Raw genomic sequence first — 24,049 nt, forward strand, 5'->3', positions numbered from 1 at the left:
CGACATTTCTCAACCCTGACCCGGTGGTGCTGCGACGGCTTCGCGGACCGGCACCGGGGGGAGCGTTTGACATGACCGTCCCCAGCATGAGTTTCCGGGACCGACTGGCCCAGGACCGCGTCGTCCTGGCCCCCGGCGTCTACGACGCCTTCACCGCCTCGCTGGCGGCGGCGGCGGGGTTCGAGGCGCTCTACCTGTCGGGGGCTGCCATCGCCTACACCCGGCTCGGCCGGCCCGACATCGGGCTGGTCTCGGTCAGCGAGGTGGCGGACACCATCGCGCTGGTGCGCGACCGCGTGCCGACGCCGCTGATCGTCGATGCCGACACCGGCTACGGCAACGCGCTCAACGTGCAGCGCACCGTGCGCATGTTCGAGCGCGCCGGCGCCACCGCCCTGCAGCTTGAGGACCAGAGCTTTCCCAAGCGCTGTGGGCATCTGACCGACAAGGCGGTGATCCCGGCGGGGGAGATGGCCGGTAAGATCAAGGCGGCGGTCGATGCCCGGTCCAGCGAAGGCACGCTGATCATCGCGCGCACCGACGCGGTGGCGGTGGAGGGAGTCCCGGCGGCGCTCGACCGCGCCCGGCTCTACGTCGAGGCCGGCGCCGACGTGCTGTTCGTCGAGGCGCCGAAAAGCCGCGAGCAGCTCTCCGCCATCGCCACCGACCTCGGCGGCATCCGCCCGCTGCTCGCCAACATGGTGGAGGGCGGGCAGACGCCGATCAGCTCCGCCGCCGATCTGGGCGATCTCGGCTACCGGCTGGTGATCTTCCCCGGCGGCATCGTGCGGGCGCTGGCCCGGCAGGCGCAGGACTATTACGCGTCGCTGGCCCAGCATGGCACCACCCAGCCCTTCCGCGACCGCATGTTCGACTTCAACGCGCTGAACGATCTCATCGGAACGCCGGAGATGCTGGCGCTCGGCGAAACCTACAAGGACTTCACCTCCGCCAAGCGGGAGGACGCGGCATGACAATTCAGAAAACGACAATCGACCCCGTCACGCTGGCCGTCCTGAAGGGCCGGCTGGAGCAGATCGCCGACGAGATGGACGCGACGCTCTACCGCTCGGCCTTCAACCCGATCATCGCCGAGGCGCGCGACGCCTGCCACGGCCTCTACCACGCCGAGACCGGGGCCACGCTGGTGCAGGGCACCAACGGCCTGCCGATCTTCGTCGGCGCCATGGCCTTCGCGGTCAAGGCGGTGATCGACAAGGTGGCGCGGGAGGGCGACCTCCACCCCGACGACATCTTCCTGTTCAACGACCCCTACGACGGCGGCACCCATCTGAACGACTTCCGGCTGGTGCGGCCGATCTTCCGCCAGGGCCGGCTGTTCTGTTGGATGGCGTCGGTCGGCCATTGGCTCGACATTGGCGGCAACGTGCCGGGCAACTTCAACGCGCGGGCCACCGACAGCTTCCAAGAGGGCGTGCGCATCCCGCCGGTGAAGCTGGTCAAGGCCGGGGCAATGAACCACGACCTGCTGGCGATCCTCGCCGCCAACTCCCGCGTGCCGTTATCCAACTACGGCGACCTGAACGGGCAGCTCAACGCGCTTGATCTGGGCGTGCGCCGCCTGACCGAACTGCTGGACGAGCATGGCGAGGACACCGTCGCCGCCGCCTTCGACGCCTTCACCGCGCGGGCCGAGGCGCTGATGCGCAGCGCGCTGTCCAAACTGCCCGACGGCACCTACAGCTTCGAGGATTATCTCGACAACGACGGCATCACCGCCGACCGTCTGCGCATCGCCCTCGACCTGACCATCGCGGGGGACCGCATGGTGCTGGACTTCTCCCGCTCCTCGGCCCCCTGCGCCGGGCCGCTCAACATCGCCTATTCCACGGCGGTGGCCTGCTGCTACGTCGCGCTGAAGCACGTCTTCACCGACGTGCCGGCCAACGCCGGCTGCCTCAACCCGATCACCTTCGTCATCCCCGAGACGACGCTGCTCGCGGTGAAGCCGCCCAAGCCGGTCGGCGGCTACACCGAGACCATCCTGCGCGTCATCGGCGTGGTCTTCGGTGCGCTGGCCCTGGCCGATCCGTCCCGCGCCACCGCGGCACCCTTCGGCACGATCAACGCGCTGTCGCTGGCCGGCCACCGTCCGGACGGCTCGCGCTGGGTGATGTTCTCCTTCTTCGGCGGTGGCCTGGGCGGCAACCCGGAGAGCGACGGACTGAACCACGCCAACAACCCAATCTCCACCGCCACCATCCCGCCGGTGGAAATCCTCGAAGCCGCTTATCCGGTGATGTTCACCCAATGGGCGCTGCGCCCGGATTCCGCCGGGGCCGGCCTGCACCGCGGCGGGTTGGGCGCCGTCTACGAGATCGAGGCGCTGACCGCCGCCGACGTCTTCCTGCTGGGCGAGCGCGGCGTCTTCCCGCCCTTCGGGGTGGCCGGCGGCACGCCCGCGGCGCTGAACCGCTTCGTCTGGCAGAGCGACGAGGGCGAGAAATCGCCGCCGCTCGCCTCCAAGGTCACTGACGTGAAAGTCCGCGACGGCCAGCGCGTCCGGCTGGAGACTCCCGGTGGTGGCGGCTGGGGCGATCCGCTCCGCCGCGACGCCGAGGCCGTGGCCCGCGACGTGCGGCTCGGCTATCTCGGCGCCGAGGCCGCGCGCAGCGCCTACGGCGTGGCGCTGACCGACGACGGCGCGCTCGACGTCGCCGCCACCGCGGCGCTCCGCGAACCCTCCGCCGCCTGACGAATCCGAAAGCAAGACCATGAGCAACGGCATTTCCACGGGTGTGGCCAAGGGCGCCCCCAAGGGCGCGATCGTCGGCGTCGATGTCGGCGGCACCTTCACCGACCTGTTCCATTACGACGAGGCGCGCGGCAGCTTCCGCACCGCCAAGGTCCCCTCCAACCGCGGCGACGAGGCGGTCGGCTTCCTCGCCGGCCTGCAGAGCTTCGGCCCGGTCGCCGAGCTGGGGTCCATCGTCCACGGCACCACGGTCGGCACCAACGCGCTTTTGGAGCGCAAGGGCGCCAAGGTCGGGCTGATCACCACCGCCGGCTTCCGCGACGTGCTGGAGATGCGCCGCCGCGACCGCCGCCAGACCTGGGGTCTGTGGGGCGACTTCGTCCCCGTGGTCGACCGCGATCTGCGGCTGGAGGTGGCGGAGCGCACGCTGGCCGACGGCACGATCCGCGCCGCCGTCGATCCGGAGGAGGTGCGAGCTGCCGCCCGCCGGTTGGCCGGGATGGGGGCGGAGGCGCTGGCCATCGTCTTCATCAACGCCTACGCCAACCCGGCCAACGAGCTGGCGGCGCTGGAGGCGGCGCGCGAGGTGTGGCCCAACGCCAACCTCGAATGCTCGTCGCGCATCCTGCCGGAGATCCGCGAGTTCGAGCGCACCTCGACCACCGCTCTGAACGCCTATCTCCAGCCGGTGGTCGGCAGCTACCTCGCCAAGCTCGACAACGCGCTGGCGGGGGAGGGGTTCGGCGGACGCTTCCACATCGTCCAGTCGAACGGCGGCGTCATGTCCACCGACACCGCCCGGCGCCTGCCGGTGCGCACCGCCCTGTCCGGGCCGGCGGCCGGCGTCATCGCCGCGGCGGCGATCGCCAAGGCGGCGGGCTTCCCCAACGTCATCACCGGCGACCTCGGCGGCACCAGCTTCGACGTGTCGCTGGTGGTGGAGGGGCAGACCATGCTGGCCGCCCAGACCACCATCGACTTCGGTCTGGTCGTCCGCACGCCGATGATCGAGATCACCACCATCGGCGCCGGCGGCGGCTCCATCGCCGGGGTCGATCCCGGCGGCATGCTCCAGGTCGGGCCGGAAAGCGCCGGCTCGCGGCCGGGACCGGTCTGCTACGGCCAGGGCAACACCCGCCCGACGCTGACCGACGCCAACGTGCTGCTCGGCCGCATCAACGCCGAGCGTCCGATCGGCGGCAAGCTCGCCCGGCTGGACGTGGACGCCGCCCGCACCGCCATCGCCACCCACGTCGCCGAGCCGCTGGGCCTCGACGTCATGGCGGCGGCGGAGGCGGTGGTGCGCATCGCCAACAGCAAGATGGCCGGCGCCATCCGCCTCGTCTCCATCGAGCGCGGCCACGACCCGGCCAAGTTCGCCGCGGTGCCCTTCGGCGGCGGCGGCGCGCTGCATGTCGGCGCGCTGATCAAGGAGGTCGGGCTGAAGGCGGCGCTGGTGCCGCGCTTCCCCGGCGTGACCTCGGCGCTTGGCTGCGTCATCGCCGACATCCGCCACGATCAGGTGCAGACGGTGAACCTGCCGCTGGCCGGCATCGACGCCGCGTCGCTCGACCGCCGCATGGTCGAGGAGGCGACCGCCGCCCGCGCCGTGGTGGAGTCCGCCGGCCTCAGCGTAGAGCGCATCGACCTCGTCTTCGAACTCGACATGCACTACATCGGCCAGACCCACACGGTCGCCGTGCCGCTGCCGGTGTCGGTGGCGAACGGGACAACCGGGGTCGACGAGGCGACCATCCGCGCCGCCTTCGAGCGCGCCTACCAAGCGTCCTTCAGCCGGCTGCTGCCGGGCGTCGGCGCCAAGATCGTCAACCTGCGCACCGCCGCCATCGGCCGCCGTCCGCATTTCGACCTCGCCGCCCTGGCCCCGGCCGCCGAAACGACGGTGGAGGGCGCCTACGCCGGGTCGCGTCCGGTGTGGTTCGACGGGGCGTGGCACGACACGGCGGTCTACAACCGTCTCGACCTGCCGGTCGGCGCCCACATCCAGGGACCGGCGATCCTGGAGCAGCCGGACGCCACCACCGTCATCGACCCCGACCTCAGCGCCCGCGTCGACGGGTACGGCAACGTCATCGTGGAAAGGAGCGCCCGATGAGCGTCTCCGCCATTCCCATGGAGCGAACCGCGCTGCTGGTCTGCGACCTGCAGAACGATTTCCTCCACCCGGAGGGGGCCTATGGCCGTGCCGGCCAGACGGCGCCGGAAATCCTGGCCCTGCCGGAGCGGGTGAAGCCGTTGGCCGACCTGCTGCGGTCGCGCGGCGGCTGGGTGATCTCGACCAACTTCACCCTGGTTCCCGGCCGCGGTGGCGAGCCGATGATCTCCCCCCACCTGAAGGCGCTGCGCCCCTTCCTGGCGAAGGGCGATTTCCAGCCGGGCGGCTGGGGGCACCGCACGGTGGACACGCTCCAGCCCGTCGATGTCGAGGTGGAGAAGATTGCCTATTCAGCCTTCTACATGTCACGGCTGGAATGGGTGCTGCGCAAATGCGGGGTGGAGCGGCTGCTGGTCTGCGGCATCGTCACCAACGGCGGCGTCGCCTCGACCGTGCGCGACGCCCATGTCCGCGACTTCGACACCATTTTGCTGGAGGACGGCTGCGCCGCCTTCACGCCGCAGGTCCATGACGTCTCGGTCACCGCGCTGCGCCCGGTCTGCCGCGTGGCGACGGTCGCGGCGATGCTGGAGGAGTTGTCCGCGCCATGAGCCGCATCCTGCCCGCCGAGGGCGTGACGTTCGAATTCACGGTGCCCGTCGTCGTGATCGGCGGCGGTGCGGCCGGGATGATCGCCGCGCTCGCCGCCCACGAGCGCGGGGCGGAGGTGCTGGTGCTGGAGCGCGACGCGCTGCCCCAGGGCTCCACCGCCCTGTCGGCTGGTCTGATCCCGGCGCCGGGCACGCGCTGGCAGCGCGCCGCCGGGATCGAGGACAGCGCGGAGCGCTTCGCCGCCGACATCATCGCCAAGGCGAAGGGGGAGCCCGACCCGGCGGACGTGTCCCGCGTCGCCCGCGCCGTCGGCCCGGCGCTGGAATGGCTGGCCGACCGCTACGGCCTGCCGTTCTCGGTGGTCGACAACTTCACCTACCCCGGCCACAGCGCCCGGCGCATGCACGGGCTGCCCAGCCGGTCGGGGGCGGAGCTGATCGACCGGCTGCGCGGCGCCGTCGAGGCCGCCGGCATCGACGTGCTGTGCGAGGCGCATGTGACCGCGCTCCACGCCGACGGCCCGCGCGTCCGCGGCGTCGAGGTCACCCGGCCCGATGGCAGCGTCGAGCGGGTCGGCTGTGGCGCGTTGGTGCTCGCCTGCAACGGCTATGGCGGCAACCGGGCGCTGGTCGAGCGCCATGTGCCGGAACTGGCCGACGCGCTCTATTTCGGCCATCCCGGCAACCAGGGCGACGCGCTTCTCTGGGGTGAAGCGCTGGGCGCGGCGACGCGGCACCTGTCGGGGCACCAGGGCCACGGCTCGGTCGCCCATCCCGCCGGCATCCTGGTCACCTGGGCGACGGTCACCGAAGGCGGCGTGCAGGTGAACAGCGCGGGCAAGCGCTTCTCCAACGAGGCACAGGGCTATTCGGAGCAGGCCGCCATCGTGCTGCGCCAGCCCGACGGCATCGCCTGGACCATCTTCGACGAGCGCATCGCCGCCGTTGCCCGCCAGTTCGAGGATTTCCGGCAGGCCGAGGCGATGGGCGCGGTGCTGGGCGCCGACAGCCCGGTGGACCTCGCCCGTTCGATGAAGATGGACCCTGAGGCGTTGACCGCCACGCTGGCCGAGGTCGACCGGTTGAAGGCCGAGGGCGGTACCGACGGTTTCGGCCGGAGCTTCGCCGGCTCGGCGCCGCTGGTGCCACCTTATCGCGCCGTCCGCGTCACCGGCGCCCTGTTCCACACCCAGGGCGGGCTGGTCGTCGATGACGACGCCCGCGTGCTGGCCAAGACGCCGGACGGGCAGGGCAGGCCGCTGCCCAACCTCTACGCCGCCGGCGGGGCCGCCTGCGGCGTGTCGGGATCGAAGGCGTCCGGTTACCTGTCCGGCAACGGGCTGCTGACCGCGGTGGCGCTGGGGCGCATCGCCGGGGTGGCGGCCGCAGACGCCGTTAAGGAGGAAAGCAACCAATGACGCAGTCCCCCCGCAGCCTGTTCGACAAGGTCTGGGATGCCCATCTGGTGGCGACCCGGCCGGACGGGCAGGCGCTGCTCGCCATCGACCGCCATTTCCTGCACGAGGGCTCGTTTCACGCCTTCGGGATGATCGATCACGCCAAGCGCGCGGTGCGGCGGCCGGAGCTGACCTTCGCCGTCGCCGACCATTACGTGCCCTCGCACAGCCGCGCCACGCCGATCGCCGATCCGGAGATCGCCAACATGGTGACGATGTTGGAGGCGAACGCCGGGCGCCACGGTCTGCGCCATTTCGGTTTGCACGACCCGGCGCAAGGCATCGTCCATGTGCTGGCGCCGGAGCAGGGGCTGACCCTGCCGGGCCTGACCATCGTCTGCGGCGACAGCCACACCTCCACCCACGGCGCCTTCGGCGCGCTCGCCTTCGGCATCGGCGCCACCGAGGTCTCGCATGTGCTGGCCACCCAGACGCTGTGGCAGCGCCGGCCCAAGACCATGCGCGTGACCGTCGACGGAGTGCTGGGCGCCCATGTGACGGCCAAGGACCTGATCCTGGCGGTGATCGGCTTCATCGGCGCCGACGGGGCGGCCGGCCACATCATCGAATACGCCGGCAGCGCCATCCGCGGCCTGTCGATGGAAGGCCGGCTGACCGTCTGCAACATGTCGATCGAGGCGGGGGCGCGGGCCGGCATGATCGCCCCCGACGACACCACCTTCTCCTGGATCGAGGGGCGGACCTATGCCCCCAAGGGGGACCTGTTCGACCGCGCCGTCGCGCACTGGCGCACCCTGCCGAGCGACCCGGAGGCCGCCTTCGACCGCGAGGTGTCGCTCGACGCCGCGGCCATCGCCCCCTCGGTCACCTGGGGCACCAGCCCGGAGACCGCGGTGCCGGTCACCGGCGTGGTTCCCGACCCCGGCGTCGAGAGCGACCCGGTGCGCGCCGGCCAGATGCGCAAGATGCTCGACTACATGGGGCTGACCCCCGGTACGCGGCTGGAAGAGGTCGGCATCGACCGCATCTTCATCGGCTCCTGCACCAACGCCCGGCTGGAGGATCTGCGCGCCGCCGCCGCCGTGCTGCGCGGCCGCCGCGCCGTGGTCCCGGGGCTGGTGGTGCCGGGATCGGTCCCGGTGCGCCGTCAGGCGGAGGCCGAGGGGCTGGACCGCGTCTTCACCAACGCCGGCCTGGAATGGGGCGAGCCCGGCTGTTCGATGTGCGTCGGCATCAACGGCGACCTCGTCCCGGCGGGGGAGCGCTGCGCCTCGACGACCAACCGCAACTTCCCCGGCCGCCAGGGGCCGAACGCCCGCACGCATCTGATGAGCCCGGCGATGGCCGCCGCCGCCGCCGTGACCGGCAAACTCACCGATGTCCGCAAGCTGGGAGCTTCGTAAGGATGGACCCCTTCGTCACGCTGACCGCGCCGGCGGTGCCGCTCGACATCGCCAACATCGACACCGACCAGTTGCTCCCGGCGCGCTTCCTGAAGAAGCCGCGCAGCGCCGGCTACGGCAATTTCCTGTTCCATGACGAGCGCAAGCCCGGCTTCCCGCTGGACGACCCCTCCTATGCGGGCGCCCGCGTGCTGGTCACCGACCGAAACTTCGGCTGCGGGTCGTCGCGGGAGGGGGCAGTCTACGCGCTGGTGGACGGCGGGTTCCGCTGCGTCGTCGCCCCCAGCTTCGGCGACATCTTCGCCGCCAACGCCGCCAAGAACGGCCTGCTGACCATCACCCTGCCGGAGGAGACGGTGGCGGAGCTGCGCCGCCAGTTGCAGGAGGCGCCGGGCGTCGCCGTCACCGTGGATTTGCCGGCCCAGACCCTGACCGGCCCGGACGGCCAGCCGCTGCCCTTCGCCATCGACCCGTTCAAAAAGGAATGCCTGATCGAAGGACTTGACGATGTGGCTTTGACGCTGCGCCTTCAGGATGCCATCGACGCCTTCGACCGTGCGGATGCAGAAGCGCGGCCCTGGTTGGTGCCGGGAGCCTGACGAGGTATTCGACGGTTCCGCACCGGATTACGGCGCCGCGTCGCACATCACCCGATTGCGGCCACTGTTCTTCGCACGGTAAAGCGCCTCGTCCGCCCGCGCGAGCACCGCAGCGACGCCGTTCTCACCCGGTTTCAGCGCGCTGACGCCGATGCTGACGGTAAAGGTGAGGACGGACCCGGCACCGTTGGCGATACGCACATCGGTTTCAGCCAGCGCGCGGCGCAGCCGCTCCGCCAGCAGCGCCGCTCCCTGCTGCGGCGTGTCGGGCAGAAGGATGGCAAATTCCTCGCCGCCCAGCCGGCCCAGCACGTCCGCGCCGCGCACCATAGACCGGCAGACACGGACCACGGTGCGGATGGCCTCGTCCCCGGTGGCGTGGCCGTAGGTGTCGTTGACCTTCTTGAAGTGATCGATGTCCAGCATGATCGCCGACAGCGGCTGGCCGCTGCGCTGTGCCCGTGCCACCTCGTCGGCGGCCCGGGCCATGAAGCGCCCGCGGTTCAGCGCCCCGGTCAGCGAGTCGGTGGTGGCGAGCCGCTCCAACTGGCGCTGCATGTCGACCACGCGGGAGGCGGCGAGCAGTCGGGCGCGCAGCCAAGTGAGGTCCAGCGGCTTGCGGAGGAACTCGTCGGCGCCGTTCTCCACGACCTCGAAGAACTGGTTCGTGATGCTGCCGGGAATCATCAGCATAAGATAGAGGTGCCGTTCCCGCTGCGCCGCGCGCAGATGCCAGCACACCTCCACTCCCTCCATCTCGCTGACGCGGAAATCGACGAGCGCGATGTCGATGGGCTCGTCGCGGCAGCGGTCTAAGGCCGCTTGGCCGCTTTCGGCAAAGACGGCCTGATGGCCGAAGCCTTCAAGCTGCTGGCACAGCACCATGCGCGCCATGCGCGAATCGTCCACCACCAAAATCCGCATGCGGCCTCCACGACCATTGCCTCAGAGAAGCACAAAGCCTTGAAGGAAACATTACAATTGCGTGGAATTCCGAATGAACCTGGATCGACGGGTCGCTGACACCGATTCGACCGTAAATCGTGGCGGCGCAAGTCAGTCTTGTCGAAAATCAAAAGATTTTCAACGAAGGAGCGGTGTTTCTCATTTGATGAGTGGAAATGGTGGCGGATGGGGTGGGATTCGAACCCACGGTGGAGTTGCCCCCACGCCAGTTTTCAAGACTGGAGCCTTAAACCGCTCGGCCACCCATCCAACTCAATGCATCAGGAGCGGCGCCCTGCGCATTTCGGGGACCATTGCCTACTGATCCCCGCTCTGATCCCCAAAACCGAAGCCTGATCTCGGCTCATCGCTTGCCGGGGATCGGAAGCGGGGCGAAGATGCCGTTTCCGGTTCCCCTGGTCAACTTGCTTTTGATCCCCGCTGCGTAGCGACCGCCTCGGTTCAAAGCGGGGAGTCACATCCGGATCGGGCGGCCCAGGTTTGATAGGCGCTTCGTCGGCTTTGGAGGAGTCGGAGAGTCGGAGAAATCAGGCAGGCTGGAGGCGCGGCTGATGACCTTGCGGATCATGACGCCGGTCGCTTCCAGATCCTCAATCACCGTGGCCGACACGCGACCCGCATAGTGTGGGCGGTCCAGCTTGGTGCGCATCTCCTCTATGATCTTCAATTCCGGTTCGAACAGTTCGCGGGCGCCGATGGGGAGCGCCTGATCGTCCCGCATCCGTTCGAAATAGTTCCGTGTCGCTCGGGCCAGCAAGCCGGTCAGGAGAAGGTCGATCCGTTCGAACTCCGTGCGCAGGTCGGAAAGCTTCGCCGTGCCGACGGTTGTTAGGCGTTCTTCCGTCAGGGTGACGAGGGCGCGCACCTCCTCCACCTTCCGGCGGAAGCCGAGGAACGAAGAGAAACGGTCCTCCTGAATGTCGCGCTGCGCACGCGCGCCCAATGCGACCGCTTCGCCGGCTTGGTGCTCGATGGCCGTCAGCAACTCTTCGATCGCTCTGCGGCCGGTGTCCTGTCCCCAGACCATCGTCTTGCCGCCTCTCCCCGCGGATGGACGCTTGCTCGGTTTCCGAGTCGGCCTTGAGGATGCGCGAAAAAATTTAAGAAATGTCTGACCCGTCACGCAGCTCGAGCAGGACCGGCGTGTGGTCGGACGCTTTTTCCGCTCCACGCGGGCGACGGTCGATGCGGCACTCCACCAGACGGTCGGCGGCCTGCGGGGACAGCAGGAAGTGATCGATCCGCAACCCCAGGTCCCGTGGCCAGCAGCCGGCCTGATAGTCCCAGAAGGTGTAGGCGTGGTCGTCGTCGTGCAGGGCGCGGTAGGCTTCGGTCAGGCCGAGATTCAGCAGGGCGCGGAACTTCGCCCGCGATTCCGGCTGGAACAGGGCGTCGCCGGCGAAGGCCACCGGGTCGAAGACGTCGCGGGGTTCCGGAATGATGTTGTAGTCGCCGCCCAGAACGAAGGGGATTTCCTGCGCCAGCAGGCCGCGGGCATGGGCGTGCAGCCGGTCCATCCAGCGGAGCTTGTAGGCGAACTTCTCGGTCCCGAGGGGGTTTCCGTTTGGCAGGTAGAGCGAGGCGATGCGCACGCCGCCCACCGTGGCCTCGACGTAACGGGCCTGCTCGTCCTCCGGTTCGCCGGGCAGACGGGTCAGCACGTCCTCGTGCGGCGCCTTGGAAAGGAACGCCACGCCATTGTAGGACTTCTGCCCCACCGGCGTGACGTGATAGCCGAGATCCTCGAAGGCGGCGCGGGGGAACGCCGCGGTCTCGCACTTGATCTCCTGGAGAAGCGCGACGTCCGGGGACTCCGCGCGCAGCCAGTCGGTAATCAGCGGAAGGCGGGCCTTCGCCGAATTGACGTTCCAGGTGGCGATCTTCACGTCGTGTTCTTCTTGTTCGGCAAAGGCCAGGGGGAAAAAGGAACCGTCAGGCGGCGAAGGAGTTGCCGCAGCCGCAGGAGGCCGTGGCGTTCGGGTTCTTGATCTGGAAGGCGGCCCCCATCAGGTCCTCGACATAGTCGAGGGTGGAGCCGGCCAGCAGATCCAGCGAGGCGTCGTCGGTGACGACCTTCACGCCGTTCTTCTCGAACACATGGTCGTCCTCATTCGCCGCGGCGTCAAAGGAGAAACCATACTGGAAGCCGGAGCAGCCGCCGCCCGACACGGTCAGGCGCAGCATCAGGGCCGGGTCGCCCTCATGCTCGATCAGGAAGGCGACGCGCTTGGCGGCGCTGTCGGACACGGCGAGAACGCGCGCACCCTCTTGCGCGGTGGCGGGAAGGGCGGTGTCGGGCATGGGACGGACCTCAGGGTTTCGCGGAACGGACGACACAACGACGAATGTAAGGGTGTGTCCGCCTTTCGTCAAAGGCATGTCCGGCGAACTCATGCCTGACCTGCGGTTCGCCCGGAGGCGGCTGCCGGATGTCTCGGCGGGTCACCGCCTTCGCCGTTGCACAGCGCGGTTTGCGCCGGTAGTGTCCGCGCCATGACGGCGGACTTCTTCCAGGATCGCCCGGCGCCCTATGGCTGCGACCCCGCACAGACGCGCGGCCGGCTGTTTCCGGAGCCGGAAAGCCCGACGCGCTCGTGCTACCAGCGCGACCGCGACCGCATCGTGCATTCCGGCGCCTTCCGCAAGCTGAAATACAAGACGCAGGTCTTCGTCTATCACGAGGGCGATTATTTCCGCACCCGCCTGACCCACAGCCTGGAGGTGGCGCAGATCGCCCGCTCGATCAGCCGCGCGCTGGGGCTGAACGAGGATCTGGCGGAGGCGGTGGCGCTCGCCCACGATCTCGGCCACACGCCGTTCGGCCATGCCGGCGAGGACGCGCTGAACGCCTGCATGGCGCCCTACGGCGGCTTCGCCCACAACGACCAGACGCTGCGCATCCTGACGATGCTGGAGCGGCGCTACGCCGATTTCGACGGGCTGAACCTGACCTGGGAAGCGCTGGAAGGCGTGGTCAAGCACAACGGCCCGCTGCTGCCACTTCGTGATGGCGAAACGCTGCCGACGACGCTGGCCGCCTTCCAGGAGCGCTGGGACCTGGAGCTTCACACCAACCCGGGTGCCGAGGCGCAGGTGGCGGCCCTGGCCGACGACATCGCCTACAACAACCACGACATCGACGACGGGCTGCGCGCCGGCCTGTTCACGGTGGACGAGGTGGCGGAACTGCCGCTGGTCGGCCCGGTGGTGCGGCAGGTCTGCGACCGCTATCCGGGGCTGGAGCGGTCCCGCCTGATCCACGAGACGATCCGGCGGATGATCAACAACATGATCGTCGACCTGCTGGCCGAGACGCGGGAGCGGCTGGACCGTCACCGTCCGGGCAGCGCCGCCGAGCTGCGCGCCCTGCCGGAGGCGGTCGTCAGCTTCTCCCCCGCGATGTTCGAGGCGCAGCGGCCCTTGCGCGCCTTCCTGAAACAGCGCATGTACCGCCATTACCGGGTGAACCGGGAAATGAGCAAGTGCAAGCGGGTGGTCACCGCCCTGTTTGACCTGTTCATGGCCGAGCCGAACACCCTGCCGACGCAATGGCAGGAGGAGATCGTCAAACAGGGCGGGCAGGGGGACCGGACGGTGCTGGCACGGCTGGTCGCCGACTACATCGCCGGGATGACCGACCGCTACGCGCTCGCCGAATACGCCCGCCTGTTCGACATGGACGCCAAGACCTAAACGGCTAAGACCTAAACGGCTAAGACCTAACCGGCCCAGACCTAAAGCAAGAATTGAAACGATGAACATCTTCAAGGTCTTCGAGAACGACATCCGCAAGCTGCTGGACGAGCTGGCTGCCGAGGGCCAGATCCCAGCGGGGCTCGACACCGCGCGCCTGACGGTGGAGCCGCCGCGCGAGGCGGCGCACGGCGACCTGTCGACCAACGCGGCGATGATCCTGGCCAAGCCGGCGGGCAAGCCGCCCCGCGCCCTGGCCGAGCTGCTGGTGGCGAAGCTGAAGACCCGCCCCGACGTGGCGAGCGCCGAGATCGCCGGTCCAGGCTTCGTGAACCTGCGCTTGACGGCTGATGTCTGGCGCGACTGCATCCGCGACGTGCTGACCGCCGGCACCGCCTATGGCGAGAGCACGCTGGGCGGCCAGCGTCCGGTGAACGTCGAATACGTGTCGGCCAACCCCACCGGCCCGCTGCACGCGGCCCATGGCCGCGGCGCCGTGTTCGGCGACGCGCTGGCCGCGCTGCTGGAGAAGGCCGGCTACGCCGTTGCCCGTGAATATTACATCAACGACGCCGGCGCCCAGGTTGACGTGCTGGGCCGCTCGACCTTCCTGCGCTACCGCGAGGCGCTGGGCGAGGACATCGGCGAGATCCCGGCGGGCCTTTATCCCGGCGAGTATCTGAAGGAGGTCGGTCAGGCCCTGGCCGAGCGCGACGGCAACAAGTGGGTCGGCGCGGACGAGTCCGACTGGCTGCCCGCCTGCCGCGACTTCGCCATCGCCACGATCATGGAATGGATCAAGGAGGACCTCGGCGTCCTCGGCGTCCGCATGGACGTCTACAGCTCCGAACGCGCGCTGGTGAAGGCCGGGGCGGTGGACACGGCGCTGAAGGCGCTGGAGGACCGCGGCCTGATCTATGTCGGCGTGCTGGAGCCGCCGAAGGGCAAGAAGCCCGACGACTGGGAGCCGCGCCCGCAGACCCTGTTCAAGTCCACCGACTTCGGCGACGACGTCGACCGCCCGCTGAAGAAGTCGGATGGGTCCTTTACCTACTTCTCCAACGACATCGCCTACCACTACGACAAGCACCGCCGCGGCTTCGACCTGCAGATCGACGTGTGGGGCGCCGACCACGGCGGCTACGTCAAGCGCATGCAGGCGGCGACCACGGCGATCACCGAGGGCAAGGCGTCGCTGGACGTGAAGCTCTGCCAGCTCGTCCATCTGATGAAGAACGGCGAGCCGGTGAAGATGTCCAAGCGCGCCGGCACCTTCGTGACGCTGCGCGACGTGATCGAGGAGGTCGGCCGCGACGTCGTCCGCTTCATCATGCTGACCCGCCGCAACGACCAGACGCTGGACTTCGACTTCGCCAAGGTCGTCGAGCAGTCGAAGGACAACCCGGTCTTTTACGTGCAATACGCCCACGCCCGCTGCCGCTCGGTCCTGCGCCACGCCGCGACGGCGCTGCCGGGGGCCGACCTGTCGCTGGCGGCGCTGGCAGCCAGGGCCAACCTCGCCCGTCTCGACAGCGAGGAGGAGATGGCGCTGGCCAAGCGTATGGCGACCTGGCCGCGTCTGGTCGAATCCGCCGCCGAGGCACACGAGCCGCACCGCGTGGCCTTCTACCTGTCCGACCTCGCCAGCGACTTCCACGCGCTGTGGAACAAGGGCCGCGACGACACCAGCCTGCGCTTCCTGATCGAGGGTGACGAGGAGGTCACGGTGGCCCGTCTGGCGCTGATCAGCGCGGTCGCCACGGTGATCGCCTCCGGCCTCGCCGTGATGGGCGTGGAACCGGTGGAGGAATTGCGGTCATGAGGTATGAGGGCGATGCCAACTACGCCAGCGATCCCTACGGCACGCCGCCGCAACGGGGAGGTCGGCGCGGTCTGCTTGGCCTCGGTCTGGCGGTCGTCGGCATCGTGGCCTTCGCCGGCGCGATCGTCGTCGTCTACGGCGGCAAGGGGCAGAGCACGCCGGACGGCGGCCCGCCGCTGCTGATGGCCGACAGCGCGCCGACCAAGGCCCGCCCGGAGCAGCCCGGCGGCATGGAAGTGCCGCACCAGGACAAGCTGGTCTACGAGCGGTTGAACGACCGCGGGTCGAAGTCGCAGATCGAACGCCTGCTGCCGCCGCCGGAGGAGCCGCTGCCGCGGCCGGTCGTGGCCCCGCAGGTGCCGCCGTCGCCGACCCTGCCGGAGGCGCCCGCCGTGGCCCAACTGCCGCCGCCCCCGCCGGGCTCCACCACCACGGTGCCGCGCCAGGAGGGGGAGGGGGCGCTGCCGCCCGCCGCCGCTCCGGCCCCGCCGCCCGCGGTGGCCGCCCTTCCAGCACCGGCACCGGCGGCTCCGGCTCCCAAAGCTGCCCCTCCACCCGCGGCCAAGCCGGCTCCGGCGCCGCCTGCCGCGGCGCCAAAGCCGCAGCCCACGCCACCGGTGGCCGCCGCTCCGCCTCCGCAACCGGCGCCTGCTCCGGCCAAGGCGTCTGGCGGGGGGAACTGGCGCGTCCAGCTCGCCGCGGTGCGCAGCGAGGCCGAGGCCTCGACGGAGTGGAAGCGCCTGACCAGCCGCTACGGCGCGGCGCTCGGCGGTCTGTCCATGCAGGTCGCCAAGGCCGATCTGGGCGAGAAGGGCATCTTCTACCGCATCCAGGGCGTCGGCCTTGACGAGGAGCGCGCCAAGTCGGTCTGCGCCCAGCTCAAGTCCCAGAATGTGGGGTGTGTGGTTGTCCGTCCCTGATCCGGCTTTGCCGAACGCCCGAAACGCGTCCGGACCCCATCGCGCCCCCCATCGCGCCCCCCATCGCGCCCCCCATCGCGCCGTGGTGTTCGGCGCCGCCGGCACCACCCTGACCGCGGACGAGCGCGCCTTCTTCCGCGAGGCCGATCCGCTGGGCTTCATCCTGTTCCGGCGCAATTGCGAGACGCCGGAGCAGGTCCGCGCGCTGGTGGCCGAGATGCGCGCGGCGGTGGGCCGCGCCGACGCTCCTGTGCTGATCGACCAGGAGGGCGGGCGGGTGGCCCGCATGCGCCCGCCGCACTGGCCGGCCTTTCCGCCGATGCGCGCCTTCGGCGACCTCGCGGCCCGCGACGCCGACGCCGGACGGGAGGCCGCCCGGATCAACGCCCGGCTGCTGGCCCTGATGCTGGCGGACTGCGGCGTGACGGTGGATTGCGCCCCGGTCTGCGACGTGCCGGTGGAGGGCGCTCACGACATCATCGGCGACCGCGCCTTCTGCGGCGATCCGGCCCGCGTCGCCGATCTGGCGCGGGCGACCTGCGAAGGGCTGATGGCCGGCGGCGTTCTGCCGGTCGTCAAGCATCTGCCCGGCCATGGCCGGGCCTTCACCGACAGCCACGCCGAGTTGCCGGTGGTAGACGCCCCGCGCGCGGCGCTGGAGGCCACCGACTTCGCGCCCTTCCGCGCCCTGGCCGACATGCCGCTGGGCATGGTCGCCCATGTGGTGATGAAGGCCATCGACCCGGACCAGCCGGCCAGCACCTCGGCGATCGTGGTGCGCGACGTGGTGCGCGGCGCCCCCATCGGCTTCGACGGGCTGCTGTTCAGCGACGACCTGTCGATGGGCGCCCTGGCCGGCGGCATGCGCGGCCGGGCCGAGGCGGTTCTCGCCGCCGGGCTGGACGTCGTGCTCCACTGCAACGGCGTGATGGAGGAGATGGTGGCGGTGGCCGAGGGCGTTCCGGCGATGAGTGGCGCGGCCGTCCGCCGTTGGGAGCGGGCCGAGGCGTTGCGCGGCCCGGCGCAGCCGGTGGACGCCGACGAGCTGCGGGCGCGTCTGGCGGAATTGCTGGGAACTCCCCAGGTTTAGAGCCATGCTCAGGCTTCCCCGGCGCATCCGGGGGGCGCAACGGGAGAGACAGGCGTGCTGGAAGGTCTGATCGACCGCATACCGATGATCTTTGCGGTCGCCATCCCCGCGATCCTCGCCATCACAATGCACGAGGCGGCGCACGGATTCGTGGCGATGTGGCGCGGCGACGACACGGCGTGGCGGCTGGGCCGGGTGACCCTCAACCCGCTCCGTCACATCGACCCCCTGGGCACGGTGGTGCTGCCGGCGGTGATGTATTTCACCACCGGCTTCGTCTTCGGCTGGGCCAAGCCGGTGCCGGTGAATTTCGGGCGGCTGCACCACCCGCGCCGCGACATGGTGTGGGTGGCGCTGGCCGGTCCGGGGGTGAATTTCGTGCTGGCGCTGGTCTCTGCGATCATCTGGGGCTTCACCAGCCCACAGGGCGGGGCGACGGAGATGTGGTTCCGCGCCGCGCTGGAGGTGTCGGTCCTGGTCAACGTCGTGCTGATGGTCTTCAACATGATCCCGCTGCCGCCGCTCGACGGCGGGCGCGTGGCGGTCGGCATCCTGCCCGACGCGCTGGCCTTCCCGCTGGCGCGGCTGGAGAAGTACGGCATGCTGATCCTGATCGGCGCCTTCTTCCTGCTGCCCTTCATCGGGCGGGAGCTTGGCATGGACCTCAGCGTCTTCTCCTGGGTGCTCGGCCCGCCGGTGGATTACATGATCGAGCTGATCCGCATCCTCAGCGGCAATTGACGGCATGGTCGGAAGAAAACCCCCGGATCATGAGGACGAGGGCGCCGAGGCGGCCAGCCCGGCGGAGCAGCTCGTCCTCGTCCTGGACGGGTTCGAGGGGCCGCTCGACATGCTGCTGGCGCTGGGGCGCGAGCAGAAGGTGGACCTGACGAAGATCTCCATCCTCCAGCTCGCCGACCAGTATCTCGCCTTCATCGCCGAGGCGCGGAAGGTGCGGCTGGAGCTGGCGGCGGACTATCTCGTCATGGCGGCGTGGCTGGCCTACCTGAAGTCCCGCCTGCTGATCCCGGAGGTCGAGGACGAGGAGCCTTCGGGCGAGGACATGGCGGCGGCGCTGGCCTTCCAGCTTCAGCGGCTGGAGGCGATGAAGGGGGCGGCGGCCAAGCTGTTCGCCCGCCCGCAGCTTGGGGTGGATCGTTTCGCCCGTGGCGCCCCGGAGGATCTGGACATCCTGCGCAAGTCTGTCTTCCAGGTCACGCTCTACGACCTGCTGAAGGCCTACGGCGAGCACAGGAAGCGGCAGGAGGGCGGCGTCTTGCACATCGAGCCGGTGCGCCTCTATTCGCTGGAGGACGCGGTGCGCCGCCTGTCGGAGCTGCTGGGCCGCATGCCGGACTGGGCCACCCTGTCGAGTTTCCTGCCGGATGGCGTGCGCGGCGGGCTGCTGACCCGCTCGGCGCTGGCCGCCCATTTCGCGGCGACGCTGGAGCTGGCCAAGGCGGGGCGGGTGGAGCTTCGCCAGGACGGCGCCTTTTCCCCCATCTACGTCCGCCGGGCATCGCGCCGGCATGAGCACCAGCATGAGCAGGGCGACGAGGAATGAGCGGACCCGACGGCATGATCCAGGAGATCGAGAATCCGGAGGAGGTGGAGCAGCGGCTGCGCGATCTGCGCCTGCTGGAGGCGTTGCTGTTCGCCTCCGCGGACCCGCTGGATGAGGAGACGCTGGGGCGGCGGTTGACCCGCGACGCCGACGTCCGCGCCCTGCTGGAGGAATTGCGGGTTCATTACGCGGCGCGCGGGGTGAACCTGATCCGCACCGGCGCCGGCTGGTCCTTCCGCACGGCGTTGGACCTCGCCCCCTTGTTGAGGCAGGAGGAGGAGGTCTCCAAGAAGCTGTCCCGCGCCGCCATCGAGACGCTGGCGATCATCGCCTACCACCAGCCGGTGACGCGGGCTGAGATCGAGGCGATCCGCGGCGTGGCGACCAGCAAGGGCACGCTGGACATCCTGATGGAGAATGGCTGGATCCGGCCGGGGCGCCGCCGCGAGACGCCGGGCCGCCCGCTGACCTGGATCACCACCGACCATTTCCTCGACCATTTCGGCCTGGAAACCCTGCGCGACCTGCCGGGGGTGGAAGACCTGCGCGCCGCCGGCCTGCTTGATTCGCGGCCGGTGCTGCTGGGCATCGGCGGAGCCGGGCTGGAGGACGCGGAACCATCGGAAAACGCTGACGATTCCGATACCTGAGCGAAACGCTCGAAAATAAGAACCATTTGCATCGGGGTCGGTGCACCGGTACTAAGGTCAATCGACCGCCATCAAACGACCCCCGGGCCGCTTCAGACTGGGACCGCCATAGACTGGGACTGCCATGGATCGTCCGTCCGTCACCGACGCCCGTTCTTTCTCCGCGACCGGAGACGCCGTTTCCGAACCCCGGCCGGCCCGCCTGCGCACCGCGCTGCGCGACAAGGCGTCGGCCCTGTTCAGCCGCGGCGGGACCGACCCGCGGCAGGGCGCTCCCTGCGAGGCCGCGCCGGTCACGCTGCCGGCCAACGGACGGCATCTTGACGCCTCTGGTCCCCAAGGTGGCGGCGCCGCCATCGCGGTGGAGGCCCTGGCGCTGGAAGGCGTCACCCACCGTTACGGGCGCGTCGTCGCCGTCAACGACGTCAGCGTGACCATCGGGGCGGGGGAGATCGTCTGTCTCTGCGGACCGTCCGGCTGCGGCAAATCCTCGCTGCTGCGCATCGCGGCCGGGCTGGAGGCGGTGCAGACCGGTTCGGTCCGGATCGGTGGCACGGTGGTCGCCGACGAGCGCGGCGCGGTGCCGCCGGAACGCCGCGGCGTCGGCCTCGTCTTCCAGGATTACGCGCTGTTTCCGCACCTGTCGGTGCTCGACAACGTGCGCTTCGGCCTGACCGCCCTGTCCGGCGAGACGCAGCGCAAGCGCGCGCTGGAATCTCTGGGGCAGGTCGGCATGGCCGGCTACGCCGACTCCTTCCCGCACCACCTCTCCGGCGGCCAGCAGCAGCGCGTGGCGCTCGCCCGCGCGCTCGCCCCCAACCCGGCGGTCCTGCTGCTCGACGAGCCCTTTTCGGGCCTGGACGCCCGGCTGCGGGAGCAGGTGCGCGACGAGACGCTGCACGTGCTGAAGCAGAACGGCGCGGCGACCATGCTGGTCACCCACGACCCGGAGGAGGCGATGTTCCTGGCCGACCGCATCGCGCTGATGCGCGCCGGCAAGGTCGTTCAGGTCGGCAACCCGGTGGACCTCTACACCCGCCCGGTCAACGCCTTCGCCGCCGAGTTCTTTGGCGAGGTCAACCGGATGGCGGGCGTCGTGCAGGGCGGGGTGGTGGACACGCCGGTCGGCCCGATCCCCACGGAGGTCGCCGACGGCACCGCCGTGGACGTGCTGATCCGTCCGGAAGCGCTGAAGCTGTCCGCCCAGCCCGCAGCCACGGTTCCCGCCGGAGACCTGCCGGTCCTGGCGCGCGTGATGGCGGCGCGCCTGCTCGGCCGGACCAGCCTGGTCCATCTCGACGTGCCGGACGGGAAGGGCGGTTCGGTGCATCTGCACTCCCGCATGCCGGGCCAGTTCCTCCCCGCCGAACAAAGTCACGTTTCGGTGTGCATGGACCTGTGTCAGGCCTTCGTTTTTCCAGCCGGTGCACCCACTTAGTCGTTTGAGCGGTTTCGCCCGACCGATCGTTGCGGGAGGGGAACCTTTCTGCCATAGTGCCGCCCCGCCATTGGGCTGCCTGTTCAGGAAACGTGTGTCATGGGATTCTCCAGCGTCTGGCATTGGGTCATCGTCCTTCTGATCGTCCTTCTCCTGTTCGGCGCCGGCAAGCTGCCGAAGGTCATGGGCGACCTCGCCAAGGGCATCAAGAACTTCAAGGCCGGCCTGAAGGACGAGGAAGAGGGTACCGCTGCGGGCGCCGATTCCAAGGTCCTGCCGAACCAGCCGGTTCCGCCGGCCCAGCCGGTGTCCTCGGTCCATCCGGTTCCGCCCGCCCCGGTTCCGCCCGTCGCCGACCCCGGCGTGAAGAAGGACGAGACGGCCCGCACCTGACCGTCCGGCGCCCTTCATCCCCGCGCCGCTTCGAAAGGCTGAGGAGCCATGTTCGACATCGCATGGTCGGAACTGATGGTCATCGCGGTCATCGCCCTCGTGGTGATCGGCCCGAAGGACCTGCCCAAGGCCATCTACACCCTCGGAAAATGGGTGAAGAAGGCGCGTCTCGTCGCGCGCGATTTCCAGGGCCACATCGACGACATGATGCGGGAGGCGGAGCTTGACGAGCTCCGCAAGGAAGCCCTGAAGGTCCGCGATACGAACCTCCAGAAGATGGTCGAGAACACGATCGATCCGAAGGGGGAACTGAAGGGCGCCTTCGACGTGGGGGCCAACCTTGGGGCTGACGGCTATCACGGCAGCCCGCCGGAGGATGGTCCCGCTTCCGTGCCTCCCGTCGGCTCCCCGCAGGTGACCGCGGCTCAGCCGCAGCCAGCGACCGAACCGCCGGTCACGGCGCCGCTTCCTCCGGCTCCGCCCGCGGAGTTCGTCCCGGCCCCGGCCCAGCCGCCGGTTCCGGCCTCCGCCGACTCCGCTGCGGCGGCAACCACGAACAAGCAGGCGTGACCCAGTGTCCGGCGAAACGCGCATGACCGGCGAGTCCGACGACGAGCTCGAAGAAAGCAAGATGCCGCTGATCGACCATCTGGTCGAACTGCGCAACCGTCTGATGTACGCGACGCTGGCGATCCTCATCGCCTTCTTCGTGTGCTACGCTTTCTCGGACCGCATCTACAATTTCCTGGTCCAGCCCCTGGCCGACATCCTGGCCGGGCAGGGGCGGCGGATGATCTACACCGGCCTGACCGAAGCCTTCTTCACCTATGTGAAGGTGGCCTTCTGGGCCGGCTGCTTCCTGTCCTTCCCCATCGTCGCCAGCCAGATCTGGATGTTCGTCGCGCCCGGCCTCTACAAGCACGAGCGCAAGGCCTTCCTGCCCTTCCTGGTGGCCACCCCGATCCTGTTCTTCCTGGGCGGGGCGATGGTCTACTACTTCATCTTCCCGCTGGCCTGGCGTTTCTTCCTGGGGTTCGAGTTCCACCCAGGCATGGACGCCGGCGCCCTGCCGATCGAGTTCGAGGCCCGCGTCAGCGAGTATCTCGGCCTCGTGATGCACCTGATCTTCGCCTTCGGTCTGGCCTTCCAGCTTCCGGTCCTGCTGACTCTGCTGATCCGCGCCGGGCTGCTGACGACGGAGACGCTGGCCGCCAAGAGGCGCTACGCCATCGTGTTCGTCTTCGTCGTCGCGGCGGTCCTGACCCCGCCGGACGTCATCAGCCAGGTCGGCCTCGCCATTCCGCTGCTGGCGCTCTACGAGGTGTCGATCCTGATCGGCCGCCGCATCGAGAAGACGCGCGGCGACGCCGACGAGACGGAAGCGGAGCAGGCGTAAGGCCCTTCGCGCCTTACGCCGTCGCTTCGTCGAGCATCACCTGATTGCGGCCGTTCCGCTTGGCCCGGTAGAGGGCCAGGTCGGCGGCGGCCAGCGCCGCGTCGAGATCCTCGCCGCTGCGGCAGGCGGCGATGCCGATGCTGACGCTGGCGGCGATCTCGTGGCCCTGGAAGGGCAGCGGCCGGGCCGCCACGTCGCGGCGCAACGCTTCCGCCAGAACCGCTGCCCCGCTACGGTCGGTGTCGGGAAGCAATAGGCAGAACTCCTCACCGCCATAGCGTCCGAACAGATCGGTGCGGCGCAGCCTTGCCGTGACAGTCTCGGAGAAAAGCCGGAGGAGCGCGTCGCCGGCCAGATGGCCGAAGGTGTCGTTGACCCGCTTGAAACGGTCGAGGTCGAGCAGCAAAAGGGTGAGCGGCGCCCCGTTGCGTTGCGCCCGCGCCAACTCCTTATCGGCGTGCTTCATGAAAGCCCGGCGGTTGTAGGCGCCGGTCAGCGGGTCGATGGTGCCGATGCGGTCCAGATCGGCCTGGAGCCGCTCGCTGGTCATGGCGAGGAAGCCGAAACCCCATCCGGTGACAGCCATAATGGCTTCCAGGAACCCGGCGCTCTGCACCAGATTCGGCGTCAGAATGCCGTCCACAGGCCCGCTACCGGCCGTCAGGGCGGCGCGTCCGGCAACGAACAGGGCGTGAAACAGGAAGACCAGAGCGGTGACCCGCTGCGCCCGCCCCGGCTTATCCTCCGGCCCCATCCGCCACAGACTGATGGCCGCCAGCAGCGATAGGCCGGTAATGCCCGCGGACCCGATCAGGATGCGTGCCGTCACGTCATTCGCCATCACCACGAACCACAGATTGCCAGCGGTCAGCGCGGTGAGCAGCGCCAATCCCCTCCGCCAAGGGATGCGCTGTCCGGCGAAGCTGCGCACGCCGAACCAGTTCAGCAGATAGGAGGCGGCCACCAGGGCGTTGCTGAGAGGGATGACGAGGGCGGGTGGCCAGACCCCGTACAGCATGACGAGCGCCAATCCACCGGCTCCGACCAGCGCTCCCCCGGCCCAGTAGGCCAGCGCGGTGATGTGGCGGTGCGCCCTCCAGGTCAGGAAGGCGGCGATGGACAGCAGAACGCCGATGCCGACCAGGACGATGATGAGGGTGCGGGTGTCGAGAATCATGTCCGGAGTGGGGAGGGCAGCGGTCGATTTCGGGGTTCTGCACGCATTCGCGTTCCCGGCGCTACCGATAAGTATAG

23 protein-coding genes and 1 tRNA gene are annotated in these 24,049 nt (G+C 69.5%); 18 read left to right on the top strand and 6 right to left on the bottom strand.

The features are described from left to right. The first annotated feature begins 86 nt into the window (after positions 1 to 86). The 7 genes from AMK58_RS16745 to leuD are packed head-to-tail and all read left to right on the top strand — an operon-like array spanning position 87 to position 8,863. Positions 87 to 974, top strand: coding sequence for an isocitrate lyase/PEP mutase family protein (locus tag AMK58_RS16745; RefSeq protein ID WP_059399417.1), 888 nt, complete (start codon positions 87 to 89; stop codon positions 972 to 974). Further along, a complete protein-coding gene (locus AMK58_RS16750; RefSeq protein WP_035676305.1) occupies positions 971 to 2,716 on the top strand; it encodes a hydantoinase B/oxoprolinase family protein in 1,746 nt (581 codons plus the stop codon). The genes AMK58_RS16745 and AMK58_RS16750 overlap by 4 nt, the downstream gene beginning before the upstream one ends. Positions 2,717 to 2,735: 19 nt before the next feature. Next, complete coding sequence (locus tag AMK58_RS16755) at positions 2,736 to 4,832, top strand: hydantoinase/oxoprolinase family protein (protein ID WP_051140402.1); 2,097 nt, start codon at positions 2,736 to 2,738, stop codon at positions 4,830 to 4,832. After that, positions 4,829 to 5,443, top strand: a complete 615-nt coding sequence (locus tag AMK58_RS16760) for a cysteine hydrolase family protein (RefSeq protein WP_035676304.1) — start codon at positions 4,829 to 4,831, stop codon at positions 5,441 to 5,443. Before AMK58_RS16755 ends, AMK58_RS16760 begins: the two co-directional genes overlap by 4 nt. Next, entirely contained in the window at positions 5,440 to 6,861 is a 1,422-nt protein-coding gene (locus tag AMK58_RS16765) for an FAD-dependent oxidoreductase (protein ID WP_035676303.1), read from the top strand. Before AMK58_RS16760 ends, AMK58_RS16765 begins: the two co-directional genes overlap by 4 nt. Continuing rightward, positions 6,858 to 8,264, top strand: a complete 1,407-nt coding sequence (gene leuC, locus AMK58_RS16770) for a 3-isopropylmalate dehydratase large subunit (protein ID WP_059399208.1) — start codon at positions 6,858 to 6,860, stop codon at positions 8,262 to 8,264. Before AMK58_RS16765 ends, leuC begins: the two co-directional genes overlap by 4 nt. Positions 8,265 to 8,266: 2 nt before the next feature. Further along, on the top strand, positions 8,267 to 8,863 hold the full coding sequence (gene leuD / locus AMK58_RS16775) for a 3-isopropylmalate dehydratase small subunit (RefSeq protein WP_035671243.1): 597 nt from the start codon (positions 8,267 to 8,269) through the stop codon (positions 8,861 to 8,863). Positions 8,864 to 8,890: 27 nt separating this feature from the next. On the opposite strand, the gene AMK58_RS16780 is transcribed toward leuD, so the two are convergent. The 5 genes from AMK58_RS16780 to erpA form a co-directional block, all read right to left on the bottom strand. Beyond that, entirely contained in the window at positions 8,891 to 9,787 is an 897-nt protein-coding gene (locus AMK58_RS16780) for a diguanylate cyclase (RefSeq protein WP_035671246.1), read from the bottom strand. Between the two features lie 201 nt (positions 9,788 to 9,988). Continuing rightward, positions 9,989 to 10,078 (bottom strand) — tRNA-Ser (locus tag AMK58_RS16785). Positions 10,079 to 10,283: 205 nt separating this feature from the next. Beyond that, complete coding sequence (locus AMK58_RS16790) at positions 10,284 to 10,856, bottom strand: hypothetical protein (RefSeq protein ID WP_035671248.1); 573 nt, start codon at positions 10,854 to 10,856, stop codon at positions 10,284 to 10,286. Positions 10,857 to 10,929: 73 nt separating this feature from the next. Next, the gene (locus AMK58_RS16795) at positions 10,930 to 11,715 is read right to left on the bottom strand and encodes an exodeoxyribonuclease III (protein WP_035671250.1); all 786 of its coding nucleotides are present in this window, start codon (positions 11,713 to 11,715) and stop codon (positions 10,930 to 10,932) included. 46 nt (positions 11,716 to 11,761) lie between these two features. Then, a complete protein-coding gene (gene erpA, locus AMK58_RS16800; protein WP_035671253.1) occupies positions 11,762 to 12,130 on the bottom strand; it encodes an iron-sulfur cluster insertion protein ErpA in 369 nt (122 codons plus the stop codon). Between the two features lie 192 nt (positions 12,131 to 12,322). On the opposite strand from erpA, the gene AMK58_RS16805 reads away from it, so the two are divergent. From AMK58_RS16805 to tatC, 11 genes are all read left to right on the top strand, one after another. Continuing rightward, positions 12,323 to 13,522 carry a deoxyguanosinetriphosphate triphosphohydrolase gene (locus AMK58_RS16805; protein ID WP_035671256.1) on the top strand — a complete coding sequence of 400 codons (1,200 nt, stop codon included), beginning with the start codon at positions 12,323 to 12,325 and terminating at the stop codon, positions 13,520 to 13,522. 61 nt (positions 13,523 to 13,583) lie between these two features. After that, entirely contained in the window at positions 13,584 to 15,344 is a 1,761-nt protein-coding gene (gene argS, locus AMK58_RS16810; RefSeq protein ID WP_035671259.1) for an arginine--tRNA ligase, read from the top strand. Continuing rightward, positions 15,341 to 16,264, top strand: a complete 924-nt coding sequence (locus AMK58_RS31790; protein WP_059399209.1) for an SPOR domain-containing protein — start codon at positions 15,341 to 15,343, stop codon at positions 16,262 to 16,264. The genes argS and AMK58_RS31790 overlap by 4 nt, the downstream gene beginning before the upstream one ends. Before the next feature lie 82 nt (positions 16,265 to 16,346). Beyond that, positions 16,347 to 17,354: a beta-N-acetylhexosaminidase gene (gene nagZ / locus AMK58_RS16820; RefSeq protein WP_079292167.1), complete on the top strand. Its 1,008-nt coding sequence runs from the start codon at positions 16,347 to 16,349 to the stop codon at positions 17,352 to 17,354. 54 nt (positions 17,355 to 17,408) lie between these two features. Next, a complete protein-coding gene (locus AMK58_RS16825) occupies positions 17,409 to 18,095 on the top strand; it encodes a site-2 protease family protein (RefSeq protein WP_079285439.1) in 687 nt (228 codons plus the stop codon). 4 nt (positions 18,096 to 18,099) lie between these two features. Then, the gene (locus AMK58_RS16830) at positions 18,100 to 18,918 is read left to right on the top strand and encodes a segregation and condensation protein A (RefSeq protein ID WP_035676279.1); all 819 of its coding nucleotides are present in this window, start codon (positions 18,100 to 18,102) and stop codon (positions 18,916 to 18,918) included. After that, complete coding sequence (gene scpB / locus AMK58_RS16835; protein WP_079285440.1) at positions 18,915 to 19,568, top strand: SMC-Scp complex subunit ScpB; 654 nt, start codon at positions 18,915 to 18,917, stop codon at positions 19,566 to 19,568. Before AMK58_RS16830 ends, scpB begins: the two co-directional genes overlap by 4 nt. A 124-nt stretch (positions 19,569 to 19,692) precedes the next feature. Further along, positions 19,693 to 21,006: an ABC transporter ATP-binding protein gene (locus tag AMK58_RS16840; protein WP_104675330.1), complete on the top strand. Its 1,314-nt coding sequence runs from the start codon at positions 19,693 to 19,695 to the stop codon at positions 21,004 to 21,006. A gap of 99 nt (positions 21,007 to 21,105) precedes the next feature. Next, positions 21,106 to 21,399 (top strand): twin-arginine translocase TatA/TatE family subunit, encoded by a 294-nt coding sequence (locus AMK58_RS16845; protein ID WP_059399211.1) that lies wholly within the window; start codon positions 21,106 to 21,108, stop codon positions 21,397 to 21,399. A 48-nt stretch (positions 21,400 to 21,447) separates the two neighbouring features. Beyond that, complete coding sequence (tatB, locus tag AMK58_RS16850) at positions 21,448 to 21,969, top strand: Sec-independent protein translocase protein TatB (protein WP_035676275.1); 522 nt, start codon at positions 21,448 to 21,450, stop codon at positions 21,967 to 21,969. A 22-nt stretch (positions 21,970 to 21,991) separates the two neighbouring features. Next, positions 21,992 to 22,795 carry a twin-arginine translocase subunit TatC gene (gene tatC, locus AMK58_RS16855; RefSeq protein WP_035676283.1) on the top strand — a complete coding sequence of 268 codons (804 nt, stop codon included), beginning with the start codon at positions 21,992 to 21,994 and terminating at the stop codon, positions 22,793 to 22,795. A gap of 13 nt (positions 22,796 to 22,808) precedes the next feature. Here the strand turns inward: tatC and AMK58_RS16860 are convergent, their stop codons facing one another. Then, entirely contained in the window at positions 22,809 to 23,972 is a 1,164-nt protein-coding gene (locus tag AMK58_RS16860) for a GGDEF domain-containing protein (protein ID WP_051140397.1), read from the bottom strand. Positions 23,973 to 24,049 lie beyond the last annotated feature (77 nt).

Origin of the sequence: Azospirillum brasilense, from assembly GCF_001315015.1 — a bacterium.
GTDB lineage: Bacteria > Pseudomonadota > Alphaproteobacteria > Azospirillales > Azospirillaceae > Azospirillum > Azospirillum brasilense.